The sequence below is a fragment of the Mesorhizobium sp. P3_A2 genome, from assembly GCF_056403115.1.
On record NZ_JBFUGC010000001.1, the window covers coordinates 76,093 to 99,301 of the forward strand.

General features: G+C 60.9%; 22 protein-coding genes, 2 tRNA genes and 1 pseudogene. 10 read left to right on the forward strand and 15 right to left on the reverse strand.

The window, feature by feature from the left end; genetic code table 11:
- Positions 1-11 precede the first annotated feature (11 nt).
- Positions 12-1,226 carry a deoxyguanosinetriphosphate triphosphohydrolase gene (locus tag AC1DXM_RS00325; RefSeq protein ID WP_477231250.1) on the reverse strand — a complete coding sequence of 405 codons (1,215 nt, stop codon included), beginning with the start codon at positions 1,224-1,226 and terminating at the stop codon, positions 12-14.
- Between the two features lie 76 nt (positions 1,227-1,302).
- On the opposite strand from AC1DXM_RS00325, the gene erpA reads away from it, so the two are divergent.
- The 4 genes from erpA to AC1DXM_RS00345 all read left to right on the forward strand — a co-directional run bounded on the left by erpA (position 1,303) and on the right by AC1DXM_RS00345 (position 3,220).
- Positions 1,303-1,650, forward strand: a complete 348-nt coding sequence (gene erpA / locus AC1DXM_RS00330; RefSeq protein WP_142865088.1) for an iron-sulfur cluster insertion protein ErpA — start codon at positions 1,303-1,305, stop codon at positions 1,648-1,650.
- Between the two features lie 4 nt (positions 1,651-1,654).
- Positions 1,655-2,047, forward strand: coding sequence for a VOC family protein (locus AC1DXM_RS00335; protein WP_477231251.1), 393 nt, complete (start codon positions 1,655-1,657; stop codon positions 2,045-2,047).
- 8 nt (positions 2,048-2,055) lie between these two features.
- Positions 2,056-2,850 (forward strand): exodeoxyribonuclease III, encoded by a 795-nt coding sequence (xth, locus tag AC1DXM_RS00340; RefSeq protein ID WP_477231252.1) that lies wholly within the window; start codon positions 2,056-2,058, stop codon positions 2,848-2,850.
- A 115-nt stretch (positions 2,851-2,965) separates the two neighbouring features.
- Positions 2,966-3,220: a hypothetical protein gene (locus AC1DXM_RS00345; protein WP_477231253.1), complete on the forward strand. Its 255-nt coding sequence runs from the start codon at positions 2,966-2,968 to the stop codon at positions 3,218-3,220.
- A gap of 27 nt (positions 3,221-3,247) precedes the next feature.
- On the opposite strand, the gene AC1DXM_RS00350 is transcribed toward AC1DXM_RS00345, so the two are convergent.
- The 9 genes from AC1DXM_RS00350 to AC1DXM_RS00390 all read right to left on the reverse strand — a co-directional run bounded on the left by AC1DXM_RS00350 (position 3,248) and on the right by AC1DXM_RS00390 (position 15,040).
- The gene (locus AC1DXM_RS00350) at positions 3,248-4,072 is read right to left on the reverse strand and encodes a tetratricopeptide repeat protein (RefSeq protein ID WP_112564806.1); all 825 of its coding nucleotides are present in this window, start codon (positions 4,070-4,072) and stop codon (positions 3,248-3,250) included.
- On the reverse strand, positions 4,059-5,783 hold the full coding sequence (gene ilvD, locus AC1DXM_RS00355; RefSeq protein ID WP_477231254.1) for a dihydroxy-acid dehydratase: 1,725 nt from the start codon (positions 5,781-5,783) through the stop codon (positions 4,059-4,061). Before ilvD ends, AC1DXM_RS00350 begins: the two co-directional genes overlap by 14 nt.
- A gap of 291 nt (positions 5,784-6,074) precedes the next feature.
- Complete coding sequence (locus AC1DXM_RS00360; RefSeq protein ID WP_477231255.1) at positions 6,075-7,310, reverse strand: outer membrane protein transport protein; 1,236 nt, start codon at positions 7,308-7,310, stop codon at positions 6,075-6,077.
- Positions 7,311-7,669: 359 nt separating this feature from the next.
- Positions 7,670-10,453 (reverse strand): valine--tRNA ligase, encoded by a 2,784-nt coding sequence (locus tag AC1DXM_RS00365; RefSeq protein ID WP_477231256.1) that lies wholly within the window; start codon positions 10,451-10,453, stop codon positions 7,670-7,672.
- Positions 10,454-10,710: 257 nt separating this feature from the next.
- The gene (locus AC1DXM_RS00370; RefSeq protein ID WP_477231257.1) at positions 10,711-11,628 is read right to left on the reverse strand and encodes a PopZ family protein; all 918 of its coding nucleotides are present in this window, start codon (positions 11,626-11,628) and stop codon (positions 10,711-10,713) included.
- Positions 11,629-11,900: 272 nt separating this feature from the next.
- On the reverse strand, positions 11,901-13,289 hold the full coding sequence (locus AC1DXM_RS00375) for a TolC family outer membrane protein (RefSeq protein WP_477231258.1): 1,389 nt from the start codon (positions 13,287-13,289) through the stop codon (positions 11,901-11,903).
- Positions 13,290-13,474: 185 nt separating this feature from the next.
- The gene (locus AC1DXM_RS00380; RefSeq protein WP_477231259.1) at positions 13,475-14,149 is read right to left on the reverse strand and encodes a protein-L-isoaspartate O-methyltransferase family protein; all 675 of its coding nucleotides are present in this window, start codon (positions 14,147-14,149) and stop codon (positions 13,475-13,477) included.
- A gap of 109 nt (positions 14,150-14,258) precedes the next feature.
- A tRNA-Cys gene (locus AC1DXM_RS00385) sits at positions 14,259-14,332 on the reverse strand.
- 447 nt (positions 14,333-14,779) lie between these two features.
- Complete coding sequence (locus AC1DXM_RS00390; RefSeq protein WP_477231260.1) at positions 14,780-15,040, reverse strand: PGPGW domain-containing protein; 261 nt, start codon at positions 15,038-15,040, stop codon at positions 14,780-14,782.
- Between the two features lie 233 nt (positions 15,041-15,273).
- On the opposite strand from AC1DXM_RS00390, the gene AC1DXM_RS00395 reads away from it, so the two are divergent.
- Positions 15,274-15,348, forward strand: a tRNA-Asn gene (locus AC1DXM_RS00395).
- A gap of 292 nt (positions 15,349-15,640) precedes the next feature.
- On the opposite strand, the gene AC1DXM_RS00400 is transcribed toward AC1DXM_RS00395, so the two are convergent.
- A complete protein-coding gene (locus AC1DXM_RS00400; RefSeq protein WP_477231261.1) occupies positions 15,641-16,768 on the reverse strand; it encodes a hypothetical protein in 1,128 nt (375 codons plus the stop codon).
- A gap of 498 nt (positions 16,769-17,266) precedes the next feature.
- Between AC1DXM_RS00400 and AC1DXM_RS00405 the strand changes: the two genes are divergently transcribed.
- Positions 17,267-17,722 carry a hypothetical protein gene (locus tag AC1DXM_RS00405; protein WP_477231262.1) on the forward strand — a complete coding sequence of 152 codons (456 nt, stop codon included), beginning with the start codon at positions 17,267-17,269 and terminating at the stop codon, positions 17,720-17,722.
- Positions 17,723-17,799: 77 nt separating this feature from the next.
- On the opposite strand, the gene AC1DXM_RS00410 is transcribed toward AC1DXM_RS00405, so the two are convergent.
- Positions 17,800-18,081 (reverse strand): hypothetical protein, encoded by a 282-nt coding sequence (locus AC1DXM_RS00410; protein ID WP_477231263.1) that lies wholly within the window; start codon positions 18,079-18,081, stop codon positions 17,800-17,802.
- Positions 18,082-18,420: 339 nt separating this feature from the next.
- On the opposite strand from AC1DXM_RS00410, the gene AC1DXM_RS00415 reads away from it, so the two are divergent.
- The 3 genes from AC1DXM_RS00415 to AC1DXM_RS00425 are packed head-to-tail and all read left to right on the forward strand — an operon-like array spanning position 18,421 to position 19,294.
- Positions 18,421-18,723, forward strand: a complete 303-nt coding sequence (locus AC1DXM_RS00415) for a hypothetical protein (protein WP_477231264.1) — start codon at positions 18,421-18,423, stop codon at positions 18,721-18,723.
- 17 nt (positions 18,724-18,740) lie between these two features.
- The gene (locus tag AC1DXM_RS00420; protein WP_477231265.1) at positions 18,741-18,974 is read left to right on the forward strand and encodes a hypothetical protein; all 234 of its coding nucleotides are present in this window, start codon (positions 18,741-18,743) and stop codon (positions 18,972-18,974) included.
- The gene (locus tag AC1DXM_RS00425; protein WP_477231266.1) at positions 18,974-19,294 is read left to right on the forward strand and encodes a hypothetical protein; all 321 of its coding nucleotides are present in this window, start codon (positions 18,974-18,976) and stop codon (positions 19,292-19,294) included. Before AC1DXM_RS00420 ends, AC1DXM_RS00425 begins: the two co-directional genes overlap by 1 nt.
- 192 nt (positions 19,295-19,486) lie before the next feature.
- On the opposite strand, the gene AC1DXM_RS00430 is transcribed toward AC1DXM_RS00425, so the two are convergent.
- Entirely contained in the window at positions 19,487-19,765 is a 279-nt protein-coding gene (locus tag AC1DXM_RS00430) for a hypothetical protein (RefSeq protein ID WP_477231267.1), read from the reverse strand.
- A 282-nt stretch (positions 19,766-20,047) separates the two neighbouring features.
- Here AC1DXM_RS00430 and AC1DXM_RS00435 point away from each other — a divergent pair, with 282 nt between their 5' ends.
- Positions 20,048-20,296 (forward strand): hypothetical protein, encoded by a 249-nt coding sequence (locus tag AC1DXM_RS00435; RefSeq protein WP_477231268.1) that lies wholly within the window; start codon positions 20,048-20,050, stop codon positions 20,294-20,296.
- A gap of 205 nt (positions 20,297-20,501) precedes the next feature.
- Here AC1DXM_RS00435 and AC1DXM_RS00440 read toward each other — a convergent pair.
- Positions 20,502-21,366 (reverse strand): annotated as a pseudogene (locus AC1DXM_RS00440) (ATP-dependent DNA ligase).
- 729 nt (positions 21,367-22,095) lie between these two features.
- Entirely contained in the window at positions 22,096-22,986 is an 891-nt protein-coding gene (locus AC1DXM_RS00445) for an adenylate/guanylate cyclase domain-containing protein (protein WP_477231269.1), read from the reverse strand.
- Positions 22,987-23,209 lie beyond the last annotated feature (223 nt).

The window sequence follows — 23,209 nt, forward strand, 5'->3', positions numbered from 1 at the left end:
TCGCGCCCGCCCTAGCTTAAATCGGGCGTATGGTCAAACAGACGGCGGTGTTCCTTCAAGGCGTAGGTGTCCGTCATCCCCGCCAGGAAATCGGCGACGCTGCGCGCCTTGATGCGATCCTCGGCCCGGTCGAGCCCTTCGCGCCAGCCATCCGGCATGGCGCGCGGATCGGCGAAATAGACATCGAACAGGTCGCGCACGATCTGTTCGGCATCGCCACGCACGCGCATCACCTCGTCATGCCGGTAGAGGTGCTTGTAGAGAAACGCCTTCAATTCCTTCTCGGTCGCCGCCATCCCGGCCGAAAACGTCACCATCGTCTCGCCCGCCGCCCGTACCGCTTCGGCACTGTCAGGCTTGATGCGCTCCAGGTTGGCGGTGGTCGAAACGATGACATCCTCGACCATCATCGTGATCTGCCGGCGCATCAGTTCATGGCCGGTGCGCACGTCGTCGAGGCCGGGATAGCGTGCGCGCACGCTTTCGAGGATCGATCCCGGCAGCGCAACCGTCTCCAGCATGTCCAACGTCAGGAAGCCGGAGCGCAGGCCGTCATCTATGTCGTGGGTGTTGTAGGCGATGTCGTCGGCGATCGCCGCGCATTGCGCTTCGATCCCGGCAAAACGGTCGAGTTCGAGGTCGTGCAGTTCGGAATAGTCGCGGATCGCCTGCGGCACCGGACCCTTAAGGCCTTTTCCCCTGGCATCGGTCAGCGGGCCATTGTGCTTGACCAGGCCTTCCAGCGTCTCCCACGTCAGGTTCAGCCCGTCGAACTCGGCATAGCGCCGCTCCAGCCGCGTCACCACGCGCAGCGACTGCGCATTATGATCGAAGCCGCCCCATGCGGACATCCGCTCGTTCAGCGCGTCCTCGCCGGTATGACCGAACGGCGTGTGGCCGAAATCGTGCACCAGGGCGACCGCCTCGGCCAGATCCTCGTCGCCGCGCAGCGCCCGCGCCAAAGCGCGCGCGATCTGCGCCACCTCGATCGAATGCGTCAGCCGGGTGCGATAGTGGTCGCCCTCATGGGCGACGAACACCTGCGTCTTGTGCTTAAGCCGGCGGAACGCGGTGGAATGGATGATGCGGTCGCGGTCGCGCTGGAATGGCGTTCGGGTCGGGCTTTCTACCTCGTCATAGAGCCGCCCACGCGACTTGGCGGGATCACTGGCATAGGCCGCACGCGGCCGATAGCCGAACCCGATGTCGCCAAGCTCATTTGTCATGGCTGATGCCGCCGCAGTTGACTTGCCCCTTCCCGCTTCATACCTATCATGTGAAACCGAAAGCAAGGTGACGCCCATGGGCGCTGATGCCAAGACTGCCATGAAAGTCGAAATGACCGACTCCGCCGCCAGGCGGATCGCCAAAATCGTCTCTGGCGAAGCCGGCAAGACGGCGCTGCGCGTCTCCGTCGAAGGCGGCGGTTGCTCCGGCTTTTCCTACAAGTTCGACTTGGTCGATACCCGCAACGACGACGACGTCGCCATCGAAAAGGACGGTGCCACCGTGCTGATCGACGACCTCTCGCTGGTCTACATGGGCGGCTCGGTGATCGACTTCGTCGACGATCTGATGGGTCAGTCGTTCCAGATCCGCAACCCGAATGCAGTCGCCTCCTGCGGCTGCGGCACCAGTTTCTCCATTTAATCAGATGCCTGCGATCGGCGCGGTCCGTCAGGTCGCGCTGTCGGCCGGGCGCGATCTCGACGTGACGCTGGCGTTCTGGCGCGACGTGCTCGGCCTGGGTGTTCACGCCCGTTACGATCCGCCCGGCATCGCCTTCATCATGGCCGGCGGTATCAGGCTGTTGTTCACCGACGGCGTGCCGGCCGGCACCGTCTATCTCGACATAGCTGGGCTCGAAGCCTTCCATGCCGAGGCGAAAGCCGCAGGCGTTCCCTTCACCGCACCGCCGGCGCTTGTTCATCGCGACAGCGAAGGCACGTTCGGTCCAGCGGGGGAAAGCGAGTGGATGGCCTTTCTAAAGGACCCGGCAGGCAATACGATCGGGCTTGTCGAACGTCTCCCGCCCGAACATCCCTGAGGCCGCCCATGAAAATCGTCACCTGGAACATCAACGGCGTTCGCGCCCGTATGGGCAACCTCACCCATTGGCTGACCGAAAGCCAACCCGACATCGTCTGCCTGCAGGAGATCAAGACGGTCGACGAACAGTTCCCGCGCGCCGAGATCGAGGCGCTTGGCTACAATGTCGAAACCCATGGCCAGAAGGGCTTTAACGGCGTCGCCTTGCTGTCGAAGCTGCCCTTCGACGAGGTGATCAGAGGCCTGCCGGGCGACGACACGGATGAGCAGGCGCGCTTCATCGAGGGCGTGTTCTCGACCGACCAGGGCGCGCTGCGCGTCGCCTCGCTCTATCTACCCAACGGCAACCCGATCGATGACGACAAGAAGTTCCCCTACAAGCTGTCCTGGATGGAGCGGCTGCATCGCTGGGCCGAGCAGCAGCTGCTGCTAGAAGAGGCGCTGGTGCTGGCCGGTGACTACAATGTCATCCCCGAGCCGATCGACGCGCGGTTCCCCGAGAACTGGCTTGGCGATGCGCTGTTCCAGCCGCAGACCCGGCAGGCCTTCCGGCGGCTGAAGAATCTCGGCTTCACCGAGGCGGTGCGCGCCGTCACCGACGCCGCCGACGTATACACATTCTGGGATTACCAGGCCGGCGCCTGGCAGAAGAACAACGGCATTCGCATCGACCATCTGCTGTTGTCGCCCGAAGCCGCCAACCGCTTTTCCTCGGCGTCGATCGAAAAGCACGTGCGCGCCTGGGAAAAACCGTCCGACCATGTGCCGGTGGCGATCGATCTGGCCTTGCTGCCGGCCTGATAGCTGCCGAACCCTGATATCGCCACAATCGCGCCATTCAGTCGGAAATCAGCATGGCGGCTGGGGTTCCATGACCATACGATTCCTTCTTTGTCCAATCGGCCTGGCATTTGCCATGGCTGCACCCGCAGCGGCCCTGGCCGATCAGGAATGCCTGGCCAATGGCAAGTCGTACCAGGTCGGCCAGGTCGCTTGCCTGACGGTTTCCGACCAGAGCCACATGGCCCGCTGCGACCTCGTGCTCAACAACACCTCATGGACGAAGATCGGCGACACCTGCCCCGACAACACGATGAAGCCTCACCTGAAGGTCACGCCGATCTCGATGCCGACGCCCAGCATGGTGCCGACGGAACCGATCGCGAACTGATTTCCGATTGATTGAGGCGGGCGACCCCTACTGGTCGCCGCCGCCCTTGGTGAGAATGTCATCCGCCAGGGATATGGCGGTGCGGCGGTCGGCTTCGCCGGCGGCGGCAAAGGCTTCTTCCTGCATGCCGCGGATCCATGGCTGATCGGCCGGCGAGGCGCGTTCGAGCGCGGCCGTCATCATCGCCAGCCCGCGCACGATCTTGCCGCTCTGGAACAGAAGATTGCCCAGCGTCGCCTGGGCGCCGGCATGGCCCTTTTCGGCAGCAAGCTGGAACCAGCGGCCGGCCTGCTTGACGCTGGCCTTCACGCCGCCCTCGCCCTTCAGGAACATCTGGCCCATCTCGAACTGGGCGTTCGGATTGCGGTAATTGGCGGCTGCGCGCATGTAGTATTCCTGCGCCGCGACCTCGTTTTCCTCGACCGGGCTGCCGGGAATGCCGGTCCTGAGATAGTCGCCCAGCGCCACCAGCGCGTCGGAGACATAGCTTTCCTCCGGCGATCCCGGCTCGACATCCTGATCGACGATCTCGGAGAAGAATTTGAAGGCCGCATAGTCGTCGCGGGTCACGCCATCGCCTTCGGCATACATGCGCGCGAGCTTCCAGGTGGCGCCGATCTGGCCGTTTTCGGCGGCGTATTTATAGGCCTCGACCGCCTGTTCCTTGTGGCCGCTCTTGTAGGCGGAGAAGCCGAACTGGAACACGGCCCACGGGCTCGATTGCGGCTTCACGCCGGTCTTGTCGTCGAACACCTTGTCGTCGAAGGCCATGGCCTGGCCCACGGCGCCAAAGATCGCAACAGCGACCAGTGCCGGCAGGACAGATGACCTCAACAACTCAGATATCCGCATAGCAATGTGTTTCTTTGGCACCGCCGGGATGGGTGACCGCGCCGTCGCGGGCAGGCCCTACCGTCTGTGCATATTTCCAGATCGCGCCCGATTGATAGTCGGTCGTGCGCGCCTTCCAGGCCTTCGCCCTCGTCGCCAGTTCAGCCTCGGACAGGTCGACCTCGATCGTGCCTTTGGTTGCGTCGATCGAGATCACATCGCCGTCCTTCAGCAATCCGATCGGTCCGCCAACCGCAGCTTCGGGCCCGACATGGCCGATGCAGAAACCGCGCGTCGCGCCCGAAAAACGGCCGTCGGTGATGAGGGCCACCTTGCCGCCCATGCCCTGGCCGTAGAGAGCCGCCGTCGTCGACAGCATCTCGCGCATGCCCGGACCGCCGCGCGGACCTTCGTAGCGGATGACGAGAACCTCGCCTTCCCTATAGTTGCGGTGCGTGACCGCCTCGAAACATTCCTCTTCCGAATCGAAACAGCGTGCCGGGCCAGAGAATTTCAGCTCCGTCATGCCCGCGACCTTCACGATCGCGCCTTCGGGGGCAAGGTTGCCCTTCAAGCCCACGACACCGCCGGTTTGGGTGATTGGTCGGTTGGCGGGACGGACCACATCCTGGCTATCATTCCAGGCAACGTGCTCCATGTTTTCGGCCAAAGTACGGCCAGTCACGGTCAGGCAGTCGCCGTGCAGGTAGCCGTGGTCGAGCAGCGTCTTCATCAGCAGCGGAATGCCGCCGGCCTCGAACATGTCCTTGGCGACATATTTGCCGCCCGGCTTGAGGTCGGCGATGTACGGGGTCTTTTCGAAAATCGCCGCGACGTCGAACAGGTCGAACTTGATTCCGGCCTCATGCGCGATCGCCGGCAGGTGCAAAGCCGCATTGGTCGAGCCGCCGGTGGCCGACACCACGGTCGCTGCATTCTCCAGCGCCTTCAGCGTGACGATGTCGCGCGGCCGGATGTTTTTGGCGATCAGCTCCATGATCTTTTCGCCGGAGGCGAAGTTGAAGCGGTCGCGCATCTCGTAAGGCGCCGGCGCACCGCAGGAATAGGGCAGCGCCAGGCCGATCGCCTCGGCGACGGTGGCCATGGTGTTGGCGGTGAACTGGGCGCCGCAGGAGCCGGCTGACGGACACGCCGACTGCTCGATCTCGAGCAACTCGGCGTCGCTGACCATTCCGACCGAATGCTGGCCGACAGCCTCGAACACATCCTGCACGGTGATCTGCCGACCGCGATAGCTGCCGGGCAGGATCGAGCCGCCATAGATGAAGATCGACGGCACGTTGAGCCGCACCATGGCCATCATCATGCCGGGCAGCGACTTGTCGCAGCCGGCAAGGCCGACCAGCGCATCGTAGCAATGGCCGCGCATGGTGAGTTCGACCGAATCGGCGATCACGTCGCGTGACACCAACGACGACTTCATGCCCTGGTGGCCCATGGCGATGCCGTCGGTGACGGTGATGGTGCAGAATTCGCGCGGCGTGCCGTTGGCGGCCGCGACGCCCTTCTTGACCACCTGCGCCTGGCGCATCAGCGAGATGTTGCAAGGTGCCGCTTCGTTCCAGCAGGAGGCGACGCCGACCAGCGGCTGCGCGATCTCGGCCGCCGACAGGCCCATGGCGTAGAGATACGAACGATGCGGCGCACGCGCCGGACCAACGGTCACATGGCGGCTCGGGAGCTTGGCCTTGGAAATAACTCTGGCGTCCATACTCTTCCTTGCCGCGGGCGGTGCGGCCTGTCCCATCGCCGAGCCTTCTGGCGCGTATCCCGAGACAAATTCGAGGTGCGCCGGGTTTATGGCGGGAAATGGGCAATTTGGTCGGGCGGAACTCTAGCGCGGGGGTTGTTCAGAAACTGTTGCCAAAACGTCACAATCCCGAGGGGCGGCGCAGGTGAGGCGTATCTGCAACGCAAGCCTTCGCCGGCATGGCTCGACGCCGTGCCCGCAAACGAAAAAGGCCGAGCATTGCCCGACCTTTTTCTCTTCAATTTCTGGGGCTTAGAACTTGATCTTGATGCCGCCCGAAACGGCGGTGACCAAATCGTTGCCAAAATCGTAACTGACGTCCGTGCCAGCCACATAGCCGTTTTCGTCGGTCAGGGTTCCGGAATGGCCGCTGGTCAGCACACCGACCGCACCGGCCAGACGCACTTCAATATTGGCCGTGGGCGTATAGGCGACGCCGCCACCTAGCGTCCAGGTATCGGTCTGTGAACCGTAACCGTGCGAGGTGCCGCGATCCCAGGAAAGCTGGGCCGCGCCGCTCCACTGCTCGTTGAACTTATGGCCAATGCCGCCGGTGACGGTCCAGCCGTCGCGATACATCAGGTCAAGAGACGTCGGCCTAACAGCCGGATTCGTCACCCCGCTGTTGCAGTCGGCAAGCCCCTTGCTCGCTTGTGTACAAATCGGCACAATCTGCAGCGTGCTCCAGTTAACCCACTTCAGTGAGCCGAAAGCCAGCCAACCGGGCGCAATGCCCGACTGCAATTTCAATTCCACCACGTCCGGCATGTATTGCGTTGAACCGTAGATCGGGATGAGGCCCTGGCCAACACTGGTCAAATCCAGCGTGCCCTCGATGTTGTCGAGCTTGACCTTAGAATTGTACACAAGGCTCGCGCGCAACGCGATTTCCGGAATTTCGTAGGCGAGGCCAGCACGCCAGCCCCAGCCAGTGGTCGACAGGTCGACCCGGCCGGTGAGATCGAAGTTGGGCGTGGGAAACAAAAGGCTTTCCTTGAAGCCGTAGACCTTCTGATAGAAAACACCGCCGATAAAGCGAAGCTGACCCTTGCCCGCATCCATTTTGTACGAGCAGGTACCTGCGTAATTATCGCTCTTAATATCGGTTTCCATGTTGGACTGGGCGCCTGCCCAGAGACCGGGATTGGTGTGCGCGCCCCATGGCTGAGAATAGTCGAACATGCAGTCGACGCCCTTGACGACCTCGGCCTTGACGCCGATGCGTGGAACCCAGTAGCTCTCGCTCTCTTTCGCGGTACTACCGAGAAATGTAACGTCGAGATCCGTCGGATCGGTGTCCACCGCATTCTTGAGCTTACGCTCGGGCATCACGTAGGTCGCCTCTGCCTCCGTGGCAAAGCGAGCCGGATCGAACAGCAGGTCGATATCATAGCCGCCGCGCTCCAGGCCGCCAGCATGAACGGATCCGATCAAGCCCAGCGAAAAACACCCCGCCCCCAGCAGTGTTTTCAAACGCAAATTGCTCATGGATGTCCTCCCCGAAATACTAGTGCGTGAAGCTAGAACCAATTCAGGTTAACGGTGCAACAATGAAATCACATAGCGTACACGTACACTCTTGCGGACCGCATTTCGAACACAGTGGCGGCCTGGCCAGCAGGTCCGAAAATGGCCATTTGGGAGGCACATTAGGAAAAAAATCAGAAAGAAACGCTTAAAACGGCACGAAATCCGGCTGTTTTGCCGGCATTCCGCCCCATTGTTACATTATGGCAACAATGGGGCTGAAACTTTCCGTTTACGTCAATATTAACGCAACGGAATGCCTGTTTTTTGGGCAAAAGAGCTGTCGAGAGGCGCTTGTCGGCGCCTCGCGAATCCGGTGTTCAACCGGCGTCGCGCACCCTGGTCAACGCCACCGAAAGCTTCTCCTGCTGATCGCGGTATTCGTCGAGTTTTTCGCGCTCGGCTGCAACGATCTCTTCCGGCGCGCTGGCGACGAATCTTTCGTTAGACAGCTTCTTGTGCAACCGGGCGATTTCCTCGGTCACCTTGGCCAGTTCCTTCTGCAGCCGCGCCGCCTCGGCGGAGAGATCGATCAGGCTGCCGAGCGGCAGGCAGATGGTCGCTTCGTTGAGCACGATCTGGGCCGAGCCCTTGGGTGCTGCGTCCTGCAGCGAGATGTCGCCGACCCGCGCCAGCCGCTTGATGGCGGAAGCATGGCGTTCCAGCCTCTGATGGGTCTCGGCGCTGGCGCCGACCACCACCAGCGGCGCGATCGCTGCCGGCGGCACGTTCATCTCCGAGCGCACGGAGCGTATGCCGGAGACCAGATCGACCAGCCAGTTGATGTCGGCGGCCGCATCCCCGTCCTCGAAGTCTGGTGATGGCCATGCGGCGTGGCAAAGCAGCGTTGCACGCGTCCTGCCCTCGCCTGCCGTCTGCGCCCACAATTCCTCGGTCATGAACGGCATCATCGGATGCAGGAGCTTGTAGATTTCGTCGAGCACGAAGGCGACGCAGGCGCGGCTTTCCGCCTTGGCCGCCTCGTCAGTGCCCATGAACACCGGCTTCAGAAGTTCCAGATACCAGTCGCAGAACAGGTTCCAGACAAAGCGGTAGGCAGCGCCCGCCGCTTCGTTGAAGCGGTAGCTGGTAATGCCCTCGGTGATCGCGTGCGACGCCCTGGTCAGCTCGGTCAGGATCCAGCGGTTGACCGGCAGCTTGGCGTCGTTCAACCAGAAATCGTCGTTGCGCGCGACCTCGTTCATCTCGGCAAAGCGCGTCGCGTTCCACAGCTTGGTGCCGAAATTGCGATAGCCGGCTATGCGCGCCGGATCGAGCTTCACATCGCGTCCCTGCGCCGCCATCACCGTCAGTGTGAAGCGCAGCGCGTCGGCGCCAAACTCGTCGATCAGGTCGAGCGGATCGATGACGTTGCCCTTCGACTTCGACATCTTCTGCCCGTTCTTGTCGCGCACCAGCGCATGCACATAGACGGTGTGGAACGGCTCCTCGTGCATGAAGTGCAGGCCCATCATCATCATCCGGGCGACCCAGAAGAAGATGATGTCGAAGCCGGTCACCAGCACGTCGGTCTGGTAGTAAGTCTTCAGCTCCGGCGTGTGATCGGGCCAGCCAAGCGTCGAGAACGGCCACAGTGCGGAGGAGAACCAGGTGTCGAGCACATCCTCGTCGCGGGTCAGGATCTCGCCCGGCTTGTAGTTCTCAAGCTTGTCCTCAACCCAGGCTTTCCACGGCCCTTCCAGAGCCAGGTAATATTCGATGGCAGCGGCCAACGCCTCTTCCTCGGTCTTCTCGACGAAGACGCGTCCGTCCGGCCCGTACCAGGCCGGGATCTGGTGGCCCCACCACAGCTGGCGCGAAATGCACCAGGGCTGGATGTTCTCCATCCAGTCGAAATAGGTTTTTTCCCAGTTCTTCGGCACGAAGTTGGTACGGCCTTCGCGCACCGATGCGATCGCCGGTTTGGCGAGTTCCGCGGCATTGGCATACCACTGCTCGGTCAGGAACGGCTCGATTGGCACGCCGCCACGGTCGCCATGCGGCACCGCGTGGCGGTGCGGCTCGACCTTGTCGAGGAAGCCGCCGGCCTCCATCAGCTCGACGATCTTCTTGCGCGCGACGAAACGGTCGAGACCGTCGAGCTCGTCCCAGACGGCCTGGCGTTCCGGCGTGATCTCAAGGTCGGCGAGGAAGTCCTCGTTATCCCTGAGTTTTATGGCGGCCTCGATGGTCAGGATGTTGATCGCCGGCAGCTTGTGGCGCTTGCCGACCTCGAAGTCGTTGAAGTCGTGCGCCGGCGTGATCTTGACCGCGCCCGAGCCTTTTTCCGGATCGGAATACTCGTCAGCCACAACAGGGATCTTCCGGCCGACGATCGGCAGCACGACATTCTTGCCGACCAGATGTCGGTAACGCTCGTCGTCCGGGTGCACGGCGACCGCCGTATCGCCCAGCATCGTCTCCGGACGGGTGGTCGCCACGGTGATGAATGTCCGAGGATTTTCCGGATCGAAAACCTCGCCCTCGATCGGATAGCGGAAGTGCCACAGATTGCCGTTGACCTCCTGCGGCTCGACCTCGAGGTCGGAGATCGCCGTCAACAGCTTCGGGTCCCAGTTCACAAGGCGATTGTCCTTGTAGATCAGCCCCTCCTTGTACAGGCTGACGAAGACTTCGAGCACGGCCTTGGACAGGCCTTCATCCATGGTGAAGCGCTCGCGCGACCAGTCGGCCGAGGCGCCGAGCCGCTTAAGCTGGTTGAAGATGGCGCCGCCGGATTCGGCCTTCCACTCCCAGACCTTCTCGATGAATTGTTCGCGGGTGAGGTCGCGGCGATGGATCTGTTTTTCCATCAGCTGGCGTTCGACCACCATCTGTGTGGCGATGCCGGCATGGTCCATGCCTGGCTGCCACAGCACATTCTTGCCGCGCATGCGCTCGAAGCGCACGAGGATGTCCTGCAGTGTGTTGTTGAGCGCGTGGCCCATATGCAGCGAGCCGGTGACGTTGGGCGGCGGGATGACGATGGTGAAGGCCTCGGCCCCCTCCTCTGCCCCGGCGCCGGCGCGGAAGGCGTCCGCCTCTTCCCAGATTTTGGCGATCTTCGGCTCGACGGTCTTGGCGTCGTAGGTCTTTTCAAGCATGGGAAAATGGTCCGCGCTGTCGGGAGTTTGCTGGTCCGGTGTAAATCGGAAGGTTTTGGCCAAGTCAACCGCAGGGCGGCCTGGTCCTTCACCGGCAAATAGGCGTCGCCCCCGTCATTTCAACGGGAAGGCCATGCCCGTGTTTTCATTGCCACGGATATCGACGGCAACCTGATCGCTTTTGCCACAGCAGCCAAGGGAAGCTGAAGCTCAGAAAAAGCTCAAAGCCGCGCTTTTCCTCTTCGGGATCGGCGGAATTACTGCGCGCCGCGCGCGACGCGCTCGATTTCCTCGCGCACCAGGCGCTCGACCAGCGTCGGCAGATTGTTGTCCAGCCAGTCCTGTAGCATCGGCCGCAGCATTTCCTCGGCCATCTCGTCGAAGGTCTTCTTGCTGCGGCTGGCAAAGGCGTCGGAGAGCTCGCCGAAGGCCGCGGCGACCTGCCGTCCGGTGTGTTCCGAAACGATCGCCGGGCGAACCGGTGTTGCATCGGCCTGGCGCGCCTGCTCGCCGCGCGACGGGCCAGGCTCGAAAGCCGGCTCGGCCGCGAAATCGTCCTCGAAAGCCTCGATCTCCGCGGCAGCAACCTGCCGCTTCTCGGTCTCTTGTTGCCTGACCTCTTGCTGCCTGATCTCTGGCGGCCTGACTTCTAGCGGCTTGGCCACATCGGCGGGCTTTGACTGACTGCCCACGGCTGCAATTTCGCGCCGCCAATCGGTGACGATGGAATCGGTGGTCTCCGCCTTTGGCCGGGCTGGCGCTTCTGTCCTGGCTGCCGGAGCAGACTCGCTGGCTATTCTGGCGCTCACTTCCGCCAGGGTCATCGGCGCATGCGCGGGGGGCGCGACGGTTGTAGCAGCAGGATTTGCCGGCGTGGCCGGCTTCACCGAAGCCAGCTCGGAGCGCGGCTCCAGCCGCGCCACGACAGGTTCGGCCAGTTGCGCCTGCACCTCGGCCAGCGTCACCGGCTTCTTGCTTTCGGCCGCGCTGTGCAGCTCGCTGCGGAAGGCCTCGACATCCGAGGCCGGCCCGGCGGCAGGTACAAGGTCCTGACGCAACTCATCGGCGTCACCCGGCTGCTTGCGGCCGGTGTCGCTGTCTTCAATGATCCTTCTGATGGAAGCCAGTATTTCTTCCATGGAAGGTTCGCGCTGCGCGCTGCTTGCCGTCGCCATCGTCACATCCGCCGCCCTTGTGACCCGTTCTAAGATTCTCTGTCCGTCAAAGCCGGACACGAATCATGGCGACAGCGTAGCCGACGGATCGCCATCGGAGAATCCCCAATCTCGGGAGACGCGGGATTTCAACAATTTAGACATGGCCGCGAACCGAAAACATTCTTTCAGAAAAGATCCTGTCGGTACAAAAGGATAGCGCCGCGCATCCCTGGGATGCGCGGCGCTCCAACACTCCAATCCTAGCGGGACTTGAAACCGCCTGGGCGCGATCAGCGGCCGTCCGGTGTGCGCAGACCGATCCACTTGTCCTTGACGGCTCTGTAGTGCTCTTCAGGCTTGTACTTCACCACATTCAACGCCAGGCGCTCGACCGACAGGCGGCCCATGGCCGAGAGGATGGCATAGCTCGCCACCACCACATCGCGCTCGGAGGTGGCAAGGTTGATCTTGGCGCTGATGACATCGTTCTGGGCGTTCAGCACATCGAGCGTGGTGCGCTGGCCGACATTGCGCTCTTCGATAACGCCGTTCAAAGCCAACTGCGCGGCTGCGATCACCTGCCGGTTGGCCGCGACGCTCTCCTGTGCAGAGGTGTATTGCGTCCATGCCGATGTCACGGCCTGACGCACCTGGTCTCGGCTGACATCGACCTCGATGCGAGCCTGGCTGAGCGATTCCTTCGACTGGCGGACAAGGGCCGAGGTGCGGCCACCCGAATAGATCGGAATGGTCAGTGTCGCACCGATGTTGGCGGAACGGGTGGTGCCATTCTGCGACGTCAAGGTTTCCGGCGAGTTTTTGGAGTAGTCGTCCGAAACGCCGGCGGAAGCGGAAAGCTGCGGCAGCAGCGCACCTTCGTGCGACTTCACTTGAAATGCGGCCGCATCGACCAGATGCTCGGTAGAAAGAATGGCCGGATGTTCGGTCGCCGCGATGTCGATCGCCGCATCGAGGCTCCTCGGCAAAAGCTTTGCCAAGGGCGACGCCGCCTTGAGCTTGCCCGGCTCGTCACCGACGATCTGGCGATAGGTTGCGGCACTGGCCAGCGCCTGCGCGCGGGCCGCACTCAACTGCGCCACCGCCTCCGAGCGCGAGGCATCGGCCTGCGCCACGTCGGTGCGCGTGCCTTCGCCGACCTCAAAGCGCGAGCGCGCCGCGCGCGCCTGCTCGGTCAGGAACTGCAAATTCTGTTCGGTCAGCACCGCCACTTGACGGTCATGGATGACATCCATGTAGGCGCTTGCCGCGTTGAACAGCGTATTCTCTTCGGTGTTGCGCAGGCTCTCGACCGACGCCTTGACCTGCGCCTCGGCTGCCGCGACGTTGTTCTTGGTCTGAAACCCGTCAAACAGCATCTGATTGATGGCGACGCCGAAGCTCCCGGTTGTCAGACGAGTGCCGGCGTTTGAACCGTTGAGGTGCCGGCTGGCGTAGCCGACGTCCGCACTCCCGGTAATGACCGGCCTGTATCCCGACTTGGCGATGGCGACGCCCTCATCGGTGACGCGCACGCCCGCACGCGCCGAATTCAGCGACGAATTGTTCTGGTAGGCCTTGGAAAGCGCGCCGAGAATGGTTTCCGCCGAGGCGGCTATCGGCGAAAGCGCTGTCGCGGAAATAAGGACGGTAGCAAACAAGCTCTTGGCTAAGGACGGCACTTTAAATCCCTCATTCGTTTTGCACGGGAACCGCGCCACGCCAGCCCATCCCGAGGGATCAGCCAGCGCCGCGTCGATTATCGTTCCCCCGCTGACGGCCTCCCGAAACACCGGTTAACCAAATCAGCAACGATTGTCCAATCGCAAGCCAACATGACAGCGCCTTTGCTGCAAGGCAAAATCACTTAGAATTCGAACGCATGAATACGTTCAAATCCCGGTAGTGGCTTAATTGCCGCATTAAATGCCCGTCTTCCGGTTACAACCCCCCCTGCTTTGAAAAACAAACGGGCCACGCCCGCATTGCCCTGCCCTTCGACGGCGACCAGACGGCCGCCTTCGGCGAGTTGGCCAAGCAGCGGCGCCGGCACTTCCTCGACGCTGCCGCCGATCAGAATCACATTGTAGGGCGCCTTGGCGGCATGGCCCTGCGGCAGCGGCCCGGTGACCACGGTGACATTGTCGCAGCCCTGCGCCGAGAGTGCGGCCTTGGCCGTCTCTGCCAGCGCGGCATCGCTTTCCAGCGCAATGACGGATTTTGCCAGCCTGGACAGGAGTGCTGCGCAATAGCCGGTGCCGCAGCCGACATCGAGTACCGAATCGCCGGCGTCGATCTCGGCCAGCTGCAAAAGCTTGGCCAGCGGCGATGGCTCCATGAGGTAGCGCGCACCGCTGCCGTCGGCGCCGTCGGAAATGCGGATATCCTCGTCAATATAGGCAAGAGCCTGTTGGCCGGCCCCGACAAAGGCCTCGCGCGGTACGGCAAGCATGGCATCGAGCAATGCTGCGTCTGTCACGTCGGTGGTGCGGACCTGACCGTCGACCATCTTGACGCGAAGTTCGGAGAAATCAGCGCTCATGTCCCAACCAATCCGTCAAAAACCAATGCGCCGAAATGCGCTTGCCGCGCCAACACTGCGGCGCATTCGACCGGAACTCAAGCCCCCGCCGCGCGGGAGCTGAAGCAACTGGAGGCCTCGCCCGGAATCGAACCGGGGTGCAAGGATTTGCAGTCCTCTGCGTAACCACTCCGCCACGAGGCCTCGTCGCTCCCGGCGAGCGAACTCAATATGGTGGCGACGAAAGGTCGTCAAGCGTCCGCGCAGCATTCCGGCGCGCTTTCCGCGTCAGCCTCCGCAACATGGTTCCCGAGCGGCTTAATCGCTTGGCACGCCAGCATATTAGCCAGTCATTAGGCATGACCGAGCGGCAGACGAAACTCGAACCCATGGCTCTACGGAGCGGAAGACGGAGGTAATCCATGCGTCGGCCCGCGGCAGACCGGGAATCCAGAACATCAGGCAGATTGTCGCTGCTGCGCTGCGAACAGCTTGTGCGCTACGCGATCGACCGCCTTGCCATCGAGGGCGCAAGCCGGCTCTCGCCGCACGATCGCGCGGCTGGCTTCAGCGGCTGCCGTCCTCAAGGAAATCTGCGAGGGGCTGGAAAAGCGCAGCGACCGCTGAGCCGAAACCGCACGCACATCGCTTTCAACTCGGCCGCCGGCGTCGTTCCCACCAGACGACGAACCGCCGCCGCTGGCGGCGCACCGCGGCAAATTCGTAGGAAAGCACCAAAAGGCCGAGCGGAATCATCCAGAAGCCGAGAATCGGCAGGAAGCCGAGAATGCCGAAAAACACCAGCACGGCGCCGATCGCGATCCTGAGGCCGCGTGAGCGCGGCATGGTGAACTCGCGGCCGAACACCGAAATTTTCCGCGCCGGTGCCTGGTTTTCGCCTGCTGCAGTCATGTCGCACGTCGATCCGGTTGCCACCAGTTAAAGCCATATATGGTAAAGGCTGCAATCGCCCTTTCGGTTCCGCCGACCAGGGCCGGACGGCGTCCAAGACCGCTCATATGTGGTGTCATCGGGCGATTGCCAGAAACCATTGCATGAAAAAGCGCTAAAAAAATGCGAAATGCTTCTTTGCAAAGCCGAAACGGGTTTGCTATAGGCTGCGCCACTCACATGAGAGCCTCTGTTCCCCGGTAGCTCAGTGGTAGAGCAACCGGCTGTTAACCGGTTGGTCGCTGGTTCGAATCCGGCCCGGGGAGCCAACATTTCCAAGCATTTGCCGAATGTGCAAAGTCGCCGTTTTTGGCGATAGGTACGGTATAGGTACGCAACTCGACTTCGCTAGGCGCCGACCTACACGCGAAGGAGAGAATCGCTATGGACCGCATTTTCGATGATTTGATAGCCCTTCAGAGGGCGGCCCAGCCGAGATCGAGTTGGCGCGTCGTTGCGACAACTTGGGCGCTTCGATTCGCCATCAATGTGATGACGGGTCTGACGATTGGCGCCTGGATCGCGTTAAATCGCACTCTCTAGGCCGGAGCGGCCATATTGTTAGGCCGGCCCGCCCAAGTCGATAGCAGCAAAATCGGGTGTCCGACCCATATCGATCTCGATCCGCAGTAGCGTTTCAGCGAGCTTCTGAGTCCGACCTATCGTGTCGAGCTGGTGCTGGTGGGGACCAACGACTGCGCCGTGTACTACTTTGCTCCTTATGGAGTAAAAGCTGCTCACGACCTTCGCTAGGTCCTTACGTTCCTCATAGGTTGATCCCAAAAGCATTGCGGCTCTGATCTTCAGTCGGTGGGAGATCTCCGAGCCGCTTTCCGGCGGGAGCAGGAGTGCCTCAAGTGCGATAGAGATATCTATGACCCTTTGGCTGTGATCCCGGCGACTCCGCGCTGATCGCAGACGATGGGCGGCTATTTGACAGCGACGAGCCAAGTCTCCGCTCAACGCGAGAAATTTCTCCGCATATGCGACGGCCTCCTTGGTCACCTTGCCTGCGGGCGGTTGACCTGCCTGCTCCCCTCCCCAAGTCCGACCTAATACCGCGGCCTCCAAGTCGGGATCGGAAAATTCGTGCCAAAAATAGCCGGGGTTCGGGAAAATTTCGCCCGAAGCGGATAATCCAAGAAGCACTTGGTCGACCGGTGATCGCAGAGGTCTTTCCGCAACCGCGCCGGGCGCCGCGTCCAAGGCTTCCTCGTAGACAGCCACCATCGGGCGATGAAAGTGAAACGCCATATTTTTGGCTGAAAAGTTGTAGCTCTCCGCGAGCGCGCTAACATTGGGCGAAGGATGCAGTTCGGCTAGACGCGTTACGATCACTCCGTTTGAAAACTTGATGGGTTCAGGGCTGTCGGCCCCGACGATCTCGACAACCAGGCGAACAACTGCCTTGCCGGCCGCGGCTATCGAATGAACTCTCTCCAACCATTCTGCGGTCAGCGCCGGGCCACGTTCGGCCAGCACGAACAGGCTGACCATCGCCAAGTTGGGCGCAGCGCCACCCGTGATTATCTGCTTGGATCCAAAACCGATCGATTTACCGTCTCCGAAAGCACCGACGATGGCCTTTTGTATCGCACGAACCTCTTCTGACAAGTCGAAGCCCTCGGACCCCGCTTTTACGTCCTTTGCATATTTCTCGTGCGCCTTAAGGACATCCAGCAAACTCATGATCCGAAGAAACTCCGCACCTTGTAGAAACGGAACTATTCCCCGCCGGTGATGGCAAGCAGGTTGGATGGTTAAATGCAAGGCCCGCTGCCGATGGCGGCGGGCCAAATCGTCGTTTCAATGTGCTTTCAGTTCAATGTGGTGTGCGCCTCAAGCGCCGGACCATCGGGCGGAGGGTCGTAGGGGTTGTAGCCCAAGCGTTCCAGCACGAGGAACGATCGGATCAGGGATCGATCGAGGAGATCGACTAGAGCCTGCAAGTGCTCTTTTGTTAGTGTCCAACGTCAGGTTGGCAAACTACCGCTGTTTAGTTTTCCTGCGCGGGTTGTTGAAAGTCTAGGTCACGGTCTCCAATGATGCGAGAGGACCTAACCAATGCCCCAGCCTCTTCGCCGAGATGCTCCGATTGATTGGAGCCTAACGGCAGTTGCTAACCACCCTTTTCTGACGTCGGGCGTCGGCGCGTGTATTCTCACCGTGGCATCCACTGAGGCTGCCATGGGTGTTTTCCTGGCTAGCATCCGATGGCAACACGCGCCGGCTGCTGTCGAAGCTTGGTCAAAACTTCGCACGGTGAGAGGTAAGCTTGATTTGATCGAGGCAGAAGCGTCTCTGGCCAGCTCCGGGCACAAACTGCTGGCGGTAAAGACGCTCGACAAATTCGTTGCTATCGCAAGGCGTCGGAACAAGCTGGCTCATGGTTTCTTCGGGATCGTAACTGACCGCGAAAATCAGTTCGCGTGGAGAGACGGGGCAGCGGCCGGCCGAACAATGGCTGCCGGCCTGGCAACATCCAGCATGCGTCCGGACCCAAAGCCGCCGACCTGGGTCTACACCCCTAGGGACTTTTCAGCACTCGCCCAAGAATGCAGTGAAACGTTTGATATGATTTCCACGATGGTCGACATCTTGCCGATCATCCATGCCTTCCACGAGAGATCGTCCAAGAGTTAGCGGCGAGTGCGGAGCATGGGGTTTAAGCGTTCGATTCCGCCGATTTGGCGAAACCTCCGCCGTCGGACCACAATGTCTCAGTTGGGTAGATCGATGAACTCCCAGACGACCGCCCCGGCACGGCTGCCACCTTTACCGGCATTGATCCGGAATCCCAATCTACGGGCGGCCACTACTAGACCTTTTCGGCCGTCGAGCTTTTTCGCGAGACTTCGATTCGTGACCTCCAGAAGCCCGAACAGGTTACCGCTGGCTGCACCTGCTAAATCCGCTCTGGTGCTGAAGGACGACCGCCGGATATGTTCGTTCAGAAAATCGGTTAGGTCCGTCTTCTCACGATCTGTCAGTCGCATCGCCATCCCTCATCTCAGTTGGAGCGGGCATGCCAGCGTCGCGGAGGTATCTCGCGAGCTTCTTGAACAGGTTTGGGTGGTAGCGCTTGCTGCTTGGGTCTGCATTCACAGTTGAGCGAAAGCCGCCGCCCGCAACATGGATGCGTCTGCTTTTCTCACTGTACCAAACCGAGAGTTCCAATATCGCGCTCTTGACCATTTTCGCCTCCATTCTTCCCGTTGAGCATAGGGCGCCTTAACGCACCAGAGGATTGTCTGAATTTCAAGACTGAGACAGTCCCCTTCGGGGAGCCGGCTTGTGCGTGCACGACCGTTGCGCGATGGTAATTCGTGGGGGATACAGAAATGGGCTTCTTTGTATTTTGGCTGGGTTTTTCTGTCGTTGTCGGCATTGCCGCTAGCAAAAGAAATCGCAGCGGCGCCCTCTGGTTCTTTCTTTCATTGATATTTTCGCCATTGCTGGCAGGTCTTTTCGTACTTGCTCTTGGGGATAGTAAGCCGCCAAGCCGATACCACCCGGGCCAGTTCGTCGAGGCGGAGTCCCGCCCAGAGACCTTCGGTCCGATACTTGAGAAGAAATGCCCCGACTGCGCTGAGATGGTGAAGGCAGATGCCCGCATTTGCCGTTTCTGCCGCCATGAGTTTTGAGAGAAAGAGCCTTTGCCATGGTCGATGATGTTTATGTGCAAGCCTACCGGGATGGCGGCTTGAGGGCCGTCAACGATCTGCTCAAGGAGCATTTCCCTGCCGACCGCGACCGGGTGATAGTCATGGAAGGTCTTCAGGACACCGGCTATTGGGCGATCACCTGGCATGAGAAGAAACACCCGGACGGCGGAATGTACCGCGATTTCGGAAGTGTGAAGGCGTACCTCGGCGACGAGGAGGACGAGCTGTGATGACCGACGGCAAGAAAGAGCAAATCAAAATGCGAGCGACGTTCGCGAATGGGATTGGCCTCGCGATCGTGGCAGCGGGTGGACTTGCCCCTATGATCGCTCTCATGACGCAGCATTTGAGCCCATCCAGCATCCCGAAAGGCTTTGCAATATTCGCCGGCGCTCTGGTAGCTGGCACGATATTCCATTGGAGGGCGATTGCCATACTCGCTTCTCTCGACAACGAGGGAAAAGCGGAGAACGAGCTGAACCAAGCGATCGCCGTCCTAGTTGGGCTTTTAGCCTTAGGTTGTGTGGTGTTCTACGCATTGATCAAGTGACGGTCTCTGGCGTCCCGCTCGCCATCGACGCAATCACCGCCCCGATGCTCGCTGGCGCCTTCTGGCGATAACGGCAGCGCGACATGGTGGGCATGGCCGCTTGCCTCCTGGTGGCCGGTTTGGGCGCCTATTTGCTGCTGTCTTAGGCGCTTGGGCTTTTAGCAGGCCGGCCCGTTGGCTAGCTGGAGAATGTCAGAATGACTTGGGCGGCACATACAGGCAGATCGTAATGTCGGGGTTGCCAGATGGTATCTCCCGATGCCGGCCTGCCGTCACTTTTTGGGCATGACACCAATGAAAACGCATATCGTGTGATTGACGCACCCTGCCGTCCGCGTAAGGCAGCAATTCGCCTGACGGCACCTTGAAGCCCTGGCTTGTTTCGCGGACGGCATCGTCTGCCATCGGCTCGCAATGCTGGTCATGGCAGCACTGTTTTTCATACCAGCTTTCGTCATGTGCCGATGCCAAAGGAGCTCCAAAGGCGCAAGCCGCGGCGATGGTGACGCCCCACCCGAATGCGCCGCCGCCCCCTCTCAATGGCCCAATCATGAATTACATTAGGCTTATCTGATATGACGGCGCAAGCGCAGCCCTCGGACACCTTCCTGCTGTTCCGCTAGCGCCGTTTCTAGGAGTTCCGAGCCTGCGGGCTAAATCCCTGTTTCACCTAGCCGGGTCAGCTTGCCAGCCGACCCGGCATGTAGGATTATTGTCCTCGTTGCGGCGAACCCCCTTCAACGGAGATCGCCAGTGGCCAGAACCAAACCATCCAAGCAGCTTTCGCAGGACGAGATTGACCGCTTCCTCGTGGCAGCAGAGGCGCTGCACAAGAGCATCGTCGGTCCCCTCCTGGCGTACCACAGCGAGCACTACCAAGCGCTTCGTAAGGTCCACGGACCGCTGTTGAAGTCGATAGAGACAATCACCGGCAAGCGGGCGCCGTTCATCCAGCCGAACATGACAGGGCCGGCGCAACCGCGGGAGAAGTCGCCTGGCTGAGGCCTGGATAGGCAAGATGCCCCACCGGAATCAGCCGGTGGGGCTCTTAGAACAGCCCATTTAGGGACTAGCTGAAAGGGCTGTTCGGCGGTGTGACCAGGGAAGATCACATGTGCAATTTGGCGCCTTCCTTTGCCCGGCACATCGGCCGAACAGATGAGGACGGTCCCTGCGTAAGAACGGCGTTCGTACGAAGGGCGAAGCTTCATGTCTCTTCGCGGAAATCCTGGAGCGAGGCGTGCCGCAAGTCTGCCTCGCCGCGCAGATGCTTCACGCGGCCGATCAGCCCCGGCTTCACCCATTGCGTCGCCGGTCGCTTCATGCCCTTGGGCGCCGGGCCAGCGAGCTCCTGAACGCGCTTCCAGAGTCGATCGCGGATCTCCCGGCTCGAGTTGATGAAGGCAGAACCGATATAGCGCCCGGTGCCGCGCTCGGCCATGAGGGCAAAGGCCGGTTGGCCGGGCTCGCGCTCAATGCCGAGCAGGTCGTATTCGCCAATGGTGTAACACTTCGCTTTCGACCAACTGCTCGATTGCCCGCTCCGGTAAACGCTGTCCCTGCGCTTCGAAACCATTCCTTCAAGCCCGGCTTGATCGACGAGATGGAAGATTGCCGCGGCATCGCCTGGCAGGGACTGGCTGAATTGGATGCGGCGCCCTTCTGGGATCATCGCTGCCAGTATCTCGCGCCGGACTCCCAGAGGCATGTCTCGCAAATCGTGGCCGTTGAGGTACAGAAGGTCGAAGGCGACGAAATACAGATCATGTTGCCGCTGGGGTGATCGCCTTGCGCAGTGCTGCGAAGTCGGACATCCCCGCATCGTTTAGAACGATGATCTCTCCGTCGATTATGGCGCTTTGCACCTCCTCGAGTTCGCTGGCGGCGCTGGCTATGTCGCGGCATTTCGCTGTCCAGTCGAGGCCACGGCGGGTGAAGACGCGGACCCCGTCGGCATCCTTGACAATCTGGGATCGATAGCCGTCGAACTTGACTTCGTGAATCCAGTCGCCGCCTTCGGGAGGCTTCTCGACAAGAGTCGGCAACAAAGGCTCGACGAACTTCAGACGCAGCATCAACACACCCACAACCCGGCGAGTTAATTAGCATGCGCTTGATTAGTTCCGGAAAATTTTAACGGATCATTGACCGCGCTGTCCCAAAATAGGACGGCGCGGTCAAATTGCCCAACCGACTGCGTAGGCGGCTCCGGCAAACCCCTACCCACAAACCCAGTGTCGGAGCCGCTCCCACAGACATCTAAATACCAGACATGGTTGAATTAACGGTTACGGCACGTGGTTTTTAAAAGGGGAATTCAACGAGGTTGAGGAAAACAAAAAAAGCCCGCCAGGGGGCCAGCGGGCTTAAATATCGTAAAGGCTGACGAGGGGTTGGCTTACTCGTCGAGAACAAATTAGCTAAAGCTTATATTGTGGGCAATTAGTCCTTACGGTCTATCGGCCTAGCCCCCTTCTCCACTCAGCGAAGACGTTAGATCCGGCAGGGAGCGATTGAGCGGTGCAAAGGGCGCAATCAGCGAATTCTGGCCGCTGTTGCCAGTTCGCTACAGCGAAGTTTCTGAAAAGCTAATATAACCTTCGTCAGCGCTAGGGCGCCGAGTTGTTGGCTGGGGCGCCGGGTTGTTGGGGGCCAATCCTTGGAACCCTAGCGTAGTACGAGGGAAGATGGCCCGCTGACTTTGGTCGGCGGGTTTTTCTTTTCGTAGCGGCGAAATTAGGAAGCGGTACCCTTCCCATCGGCCGAAACCAGGTGGCTTGATGGGAATTGGCCCAGCCGGGTCAGCCTGAGATAATTTCGTAGCTAAGGATCTGAGCGTCGCTGAGGGACGACCTCCGCCCAGGCGAGATGACGCCGGAGCCGAACAGGAGAACTGCTTCACGGCGAACGAACACTTCATGGTCGGGCCCAGTCGACACAAATGTGCCCGACGAGCTTCGCTCAACAAGCCCCGCCCTGCCGTTCGAAATGGTGAAGGTCGCGTGGTGCCTTGAGACCCACGGCCGCGGGACGACGATATCGCATTCAGGAGATCGGCCGATGGTCACGAATTCGTTGTTGCGGCAAGATCGCAATTGATCTCCATAGCGGATGACCAGATTGATGTGCCTTGGCGGGGCGAACCGCCTATCGATAATGGTGCCCCGGCTGACGATCTGCGTAGTGGGCGCCGCATCATCGCTAGCCAGGGTATAGACGTCGAAGGGTTCTTCCTTCCCCTTGAAGGGCATTTTGTCGATGAGCCGCAAGGCACTGCGGCCCTCTGAGGAAAGGGCTTCGAAGAAGCTCTGGCTGATCAGCACCTCCCCCGGGTTGGCCGTGGTGGACAACCTTGCGGTGACATTGACAACGTCGCCGAATACTTCGCCCCGCGTGCGAATAACCGCCCCGAAGTGCAATCCGATCCGGGTGGTCAGCGACCCTCTCGTCAGTTGGCTGACAATTTGACGGACGGCCCTCAGCGCCCCCTCTGGCCTCTCGAACAGGCTGAGCACGTCATCGCCCTTCGAGTGAATGAAATCACCGCCGTTCCGGGAGGCGATCTCGCGTATCGCGTCTAGGCAATCCGAGACCTGCTGCAGAGCGGCATCGTCGCCGATGCGCTCATAGAGCGGCGTGCTGCCCACCACATCGGCTAAGAGGACTGCGGCTAGAACTCTTTCCTGATCCATCGTCCCAAAGCTCCGGCACCGGCCTATGCTTGCGCTGTAGAATGCACCGGAGCGCAGTGTGGCGCTACCGTCAGCCGACATGGTGGCCATGGCCCGCCCGCCTCTGATAGCCGTTCGGGCGGTTGCGGTGCTGATGCTACCGGCCAGGGCCGGCGCAGCCGCCAAGCTAGGGGTCGAAAGGTGTCCCGTCGCCTTTTCGAACGAACGAAGGGCGGCGGGACAA

Bases quoted from the DNA above. Each gene is read 5' to 3' on its own strand.
- AC1DXM_RS00325 (WP_477231250.1), bottom strand. From the start codon at position 1,226: ATGACAAATGAGCTTGGCGACATCGGGTTCGGCTATCGGCCGCGTGCG.
- erpA (WP_142865088.1), top strand. From the start codon at position 1,303: ATGGGCGCTGATGCCAAGACTGCCATGAAAGTCGAAATGACCGACTCC.
- AC1DXM_RS00335 (WP_477231251.1), top strand. From the start codon at position 1,655: ATGCCTGCGATCGGCGCGGTCCGTCAGGTCGCGCTGTCGGCCGGGCGC.
- xth (WP_477231252.1), top strand. From the start codon at position 2,056: ATGAAAATCGTCACCTGGAACATCAACGGCGTTCGCGCCCGTATGGGC.
- AC1DXM_RS00345 (WP_477231253.1), top strand. From the start codon at position 2,966: ATGGCTGCACCCGCAGCGGCCCTGGCCGATCAGGAATGCCTGGCCAAT.
- AC1DXM_RS00350 (WP_112564806.1), bottom strand. From the start codon at position 4,072: ATGCGGATATCTGAGTTGTTGAGGTCATCTGTCCTGCCGGCACTGGTC.
- ilvD (WP_477231254.1), bottom strand. From the start codon at position 5,783: ATGGACGCCAGAGTTATTTCCAAGGCCAAGCTCCCGAGCCGCCATGTG.
- AC1DXM_RS00360 (WP_477231255.1), bottom strand. From the start codon at position 7,310: ATGAGCAATTTGCGTTTGAAAACACTGCTGGGGGCGGGGTGTTTTTCG.
- AC1DXM_RS00365 (WP_477231256.1), bottom strand. From the start codon at position 10,453: ATGCTTGAAAAGACCTACGACGCCAAGACCGTCGAGCCGAAGATCGCC.
- AC1DXM_RS00370 (WP_477231257.1), bottom strand. From the start codon at position 11,628: ATGGCGACGGCAAGCAGCGCGCAGCGCGAACCTTCCATGGAAGAAATA.
- AC1DXM_RS00380 (WP_477231259.1), bottom strand. From the start codon at position 14,149: ATGAGCGCTGATTTCTCCGAACTTCGCGTCAAGATGGTCGACGGTCAG.
- AC1DXM_RS00390 (WP_477231260.1), bottom strand. From the start codon at position 15,040: ATGACTGCAGCAGGCGAAAACCAGGCACCGGCGCGGAAAATTTCGGTG.
- AC1DXM_RS00400 (WP_477231261.1), bottom strand. From the start codon at position 16,768: ATGAGTTTGCTGGATGTCCTTAAGGCGCACGAGAAATATGCAAAGGAC.
- AC1DXM_RS00405 (WP_477231262.1), top strand. From the start codon at position 17,267: ATGGGTGTTTTCCTGGCTAGCATCCGATGGCAACACGCGCCGGCTGCT.
- AC1DXM_RS00410 (WP_477231263.1), bottom strand. From the start codon at position 18,081: ATGGCGATGCGACTGACAGATCGTGAGAAGACGGACCTAACCGATTTT.
- AC1DXM_RS00415 (WP_477231264.1), top strand. From the start codon at position 18,421: ATGGGCTTCTTTGTATTTTGGCTGGGTTTTTCTGTCGTTGTCGGCATT.
- AC1DXM_RS00420 (WP_477231265.1), top strand. From the start codon at position 18,741: ATGGTCGATGATGTTTATGTGCAAGCCTACCGGGATGGCGGCTTGAGG.
- AC1DXM_RS00425 (WP_477231266.1), top strand. From the start codon at position 18,974: ATGACCGACGGCAAGAAAGAGCAAATCAAAATGCGAGCGACGTTCGCG.
- AC1DXM_RS00445 (WP_477231269.1), bottom strand. From the start codon at position 22,986: ATGGATCAGGAAAGAGTTCTAGCCGCAGTCCTCTTAGCCGATGTGGTG.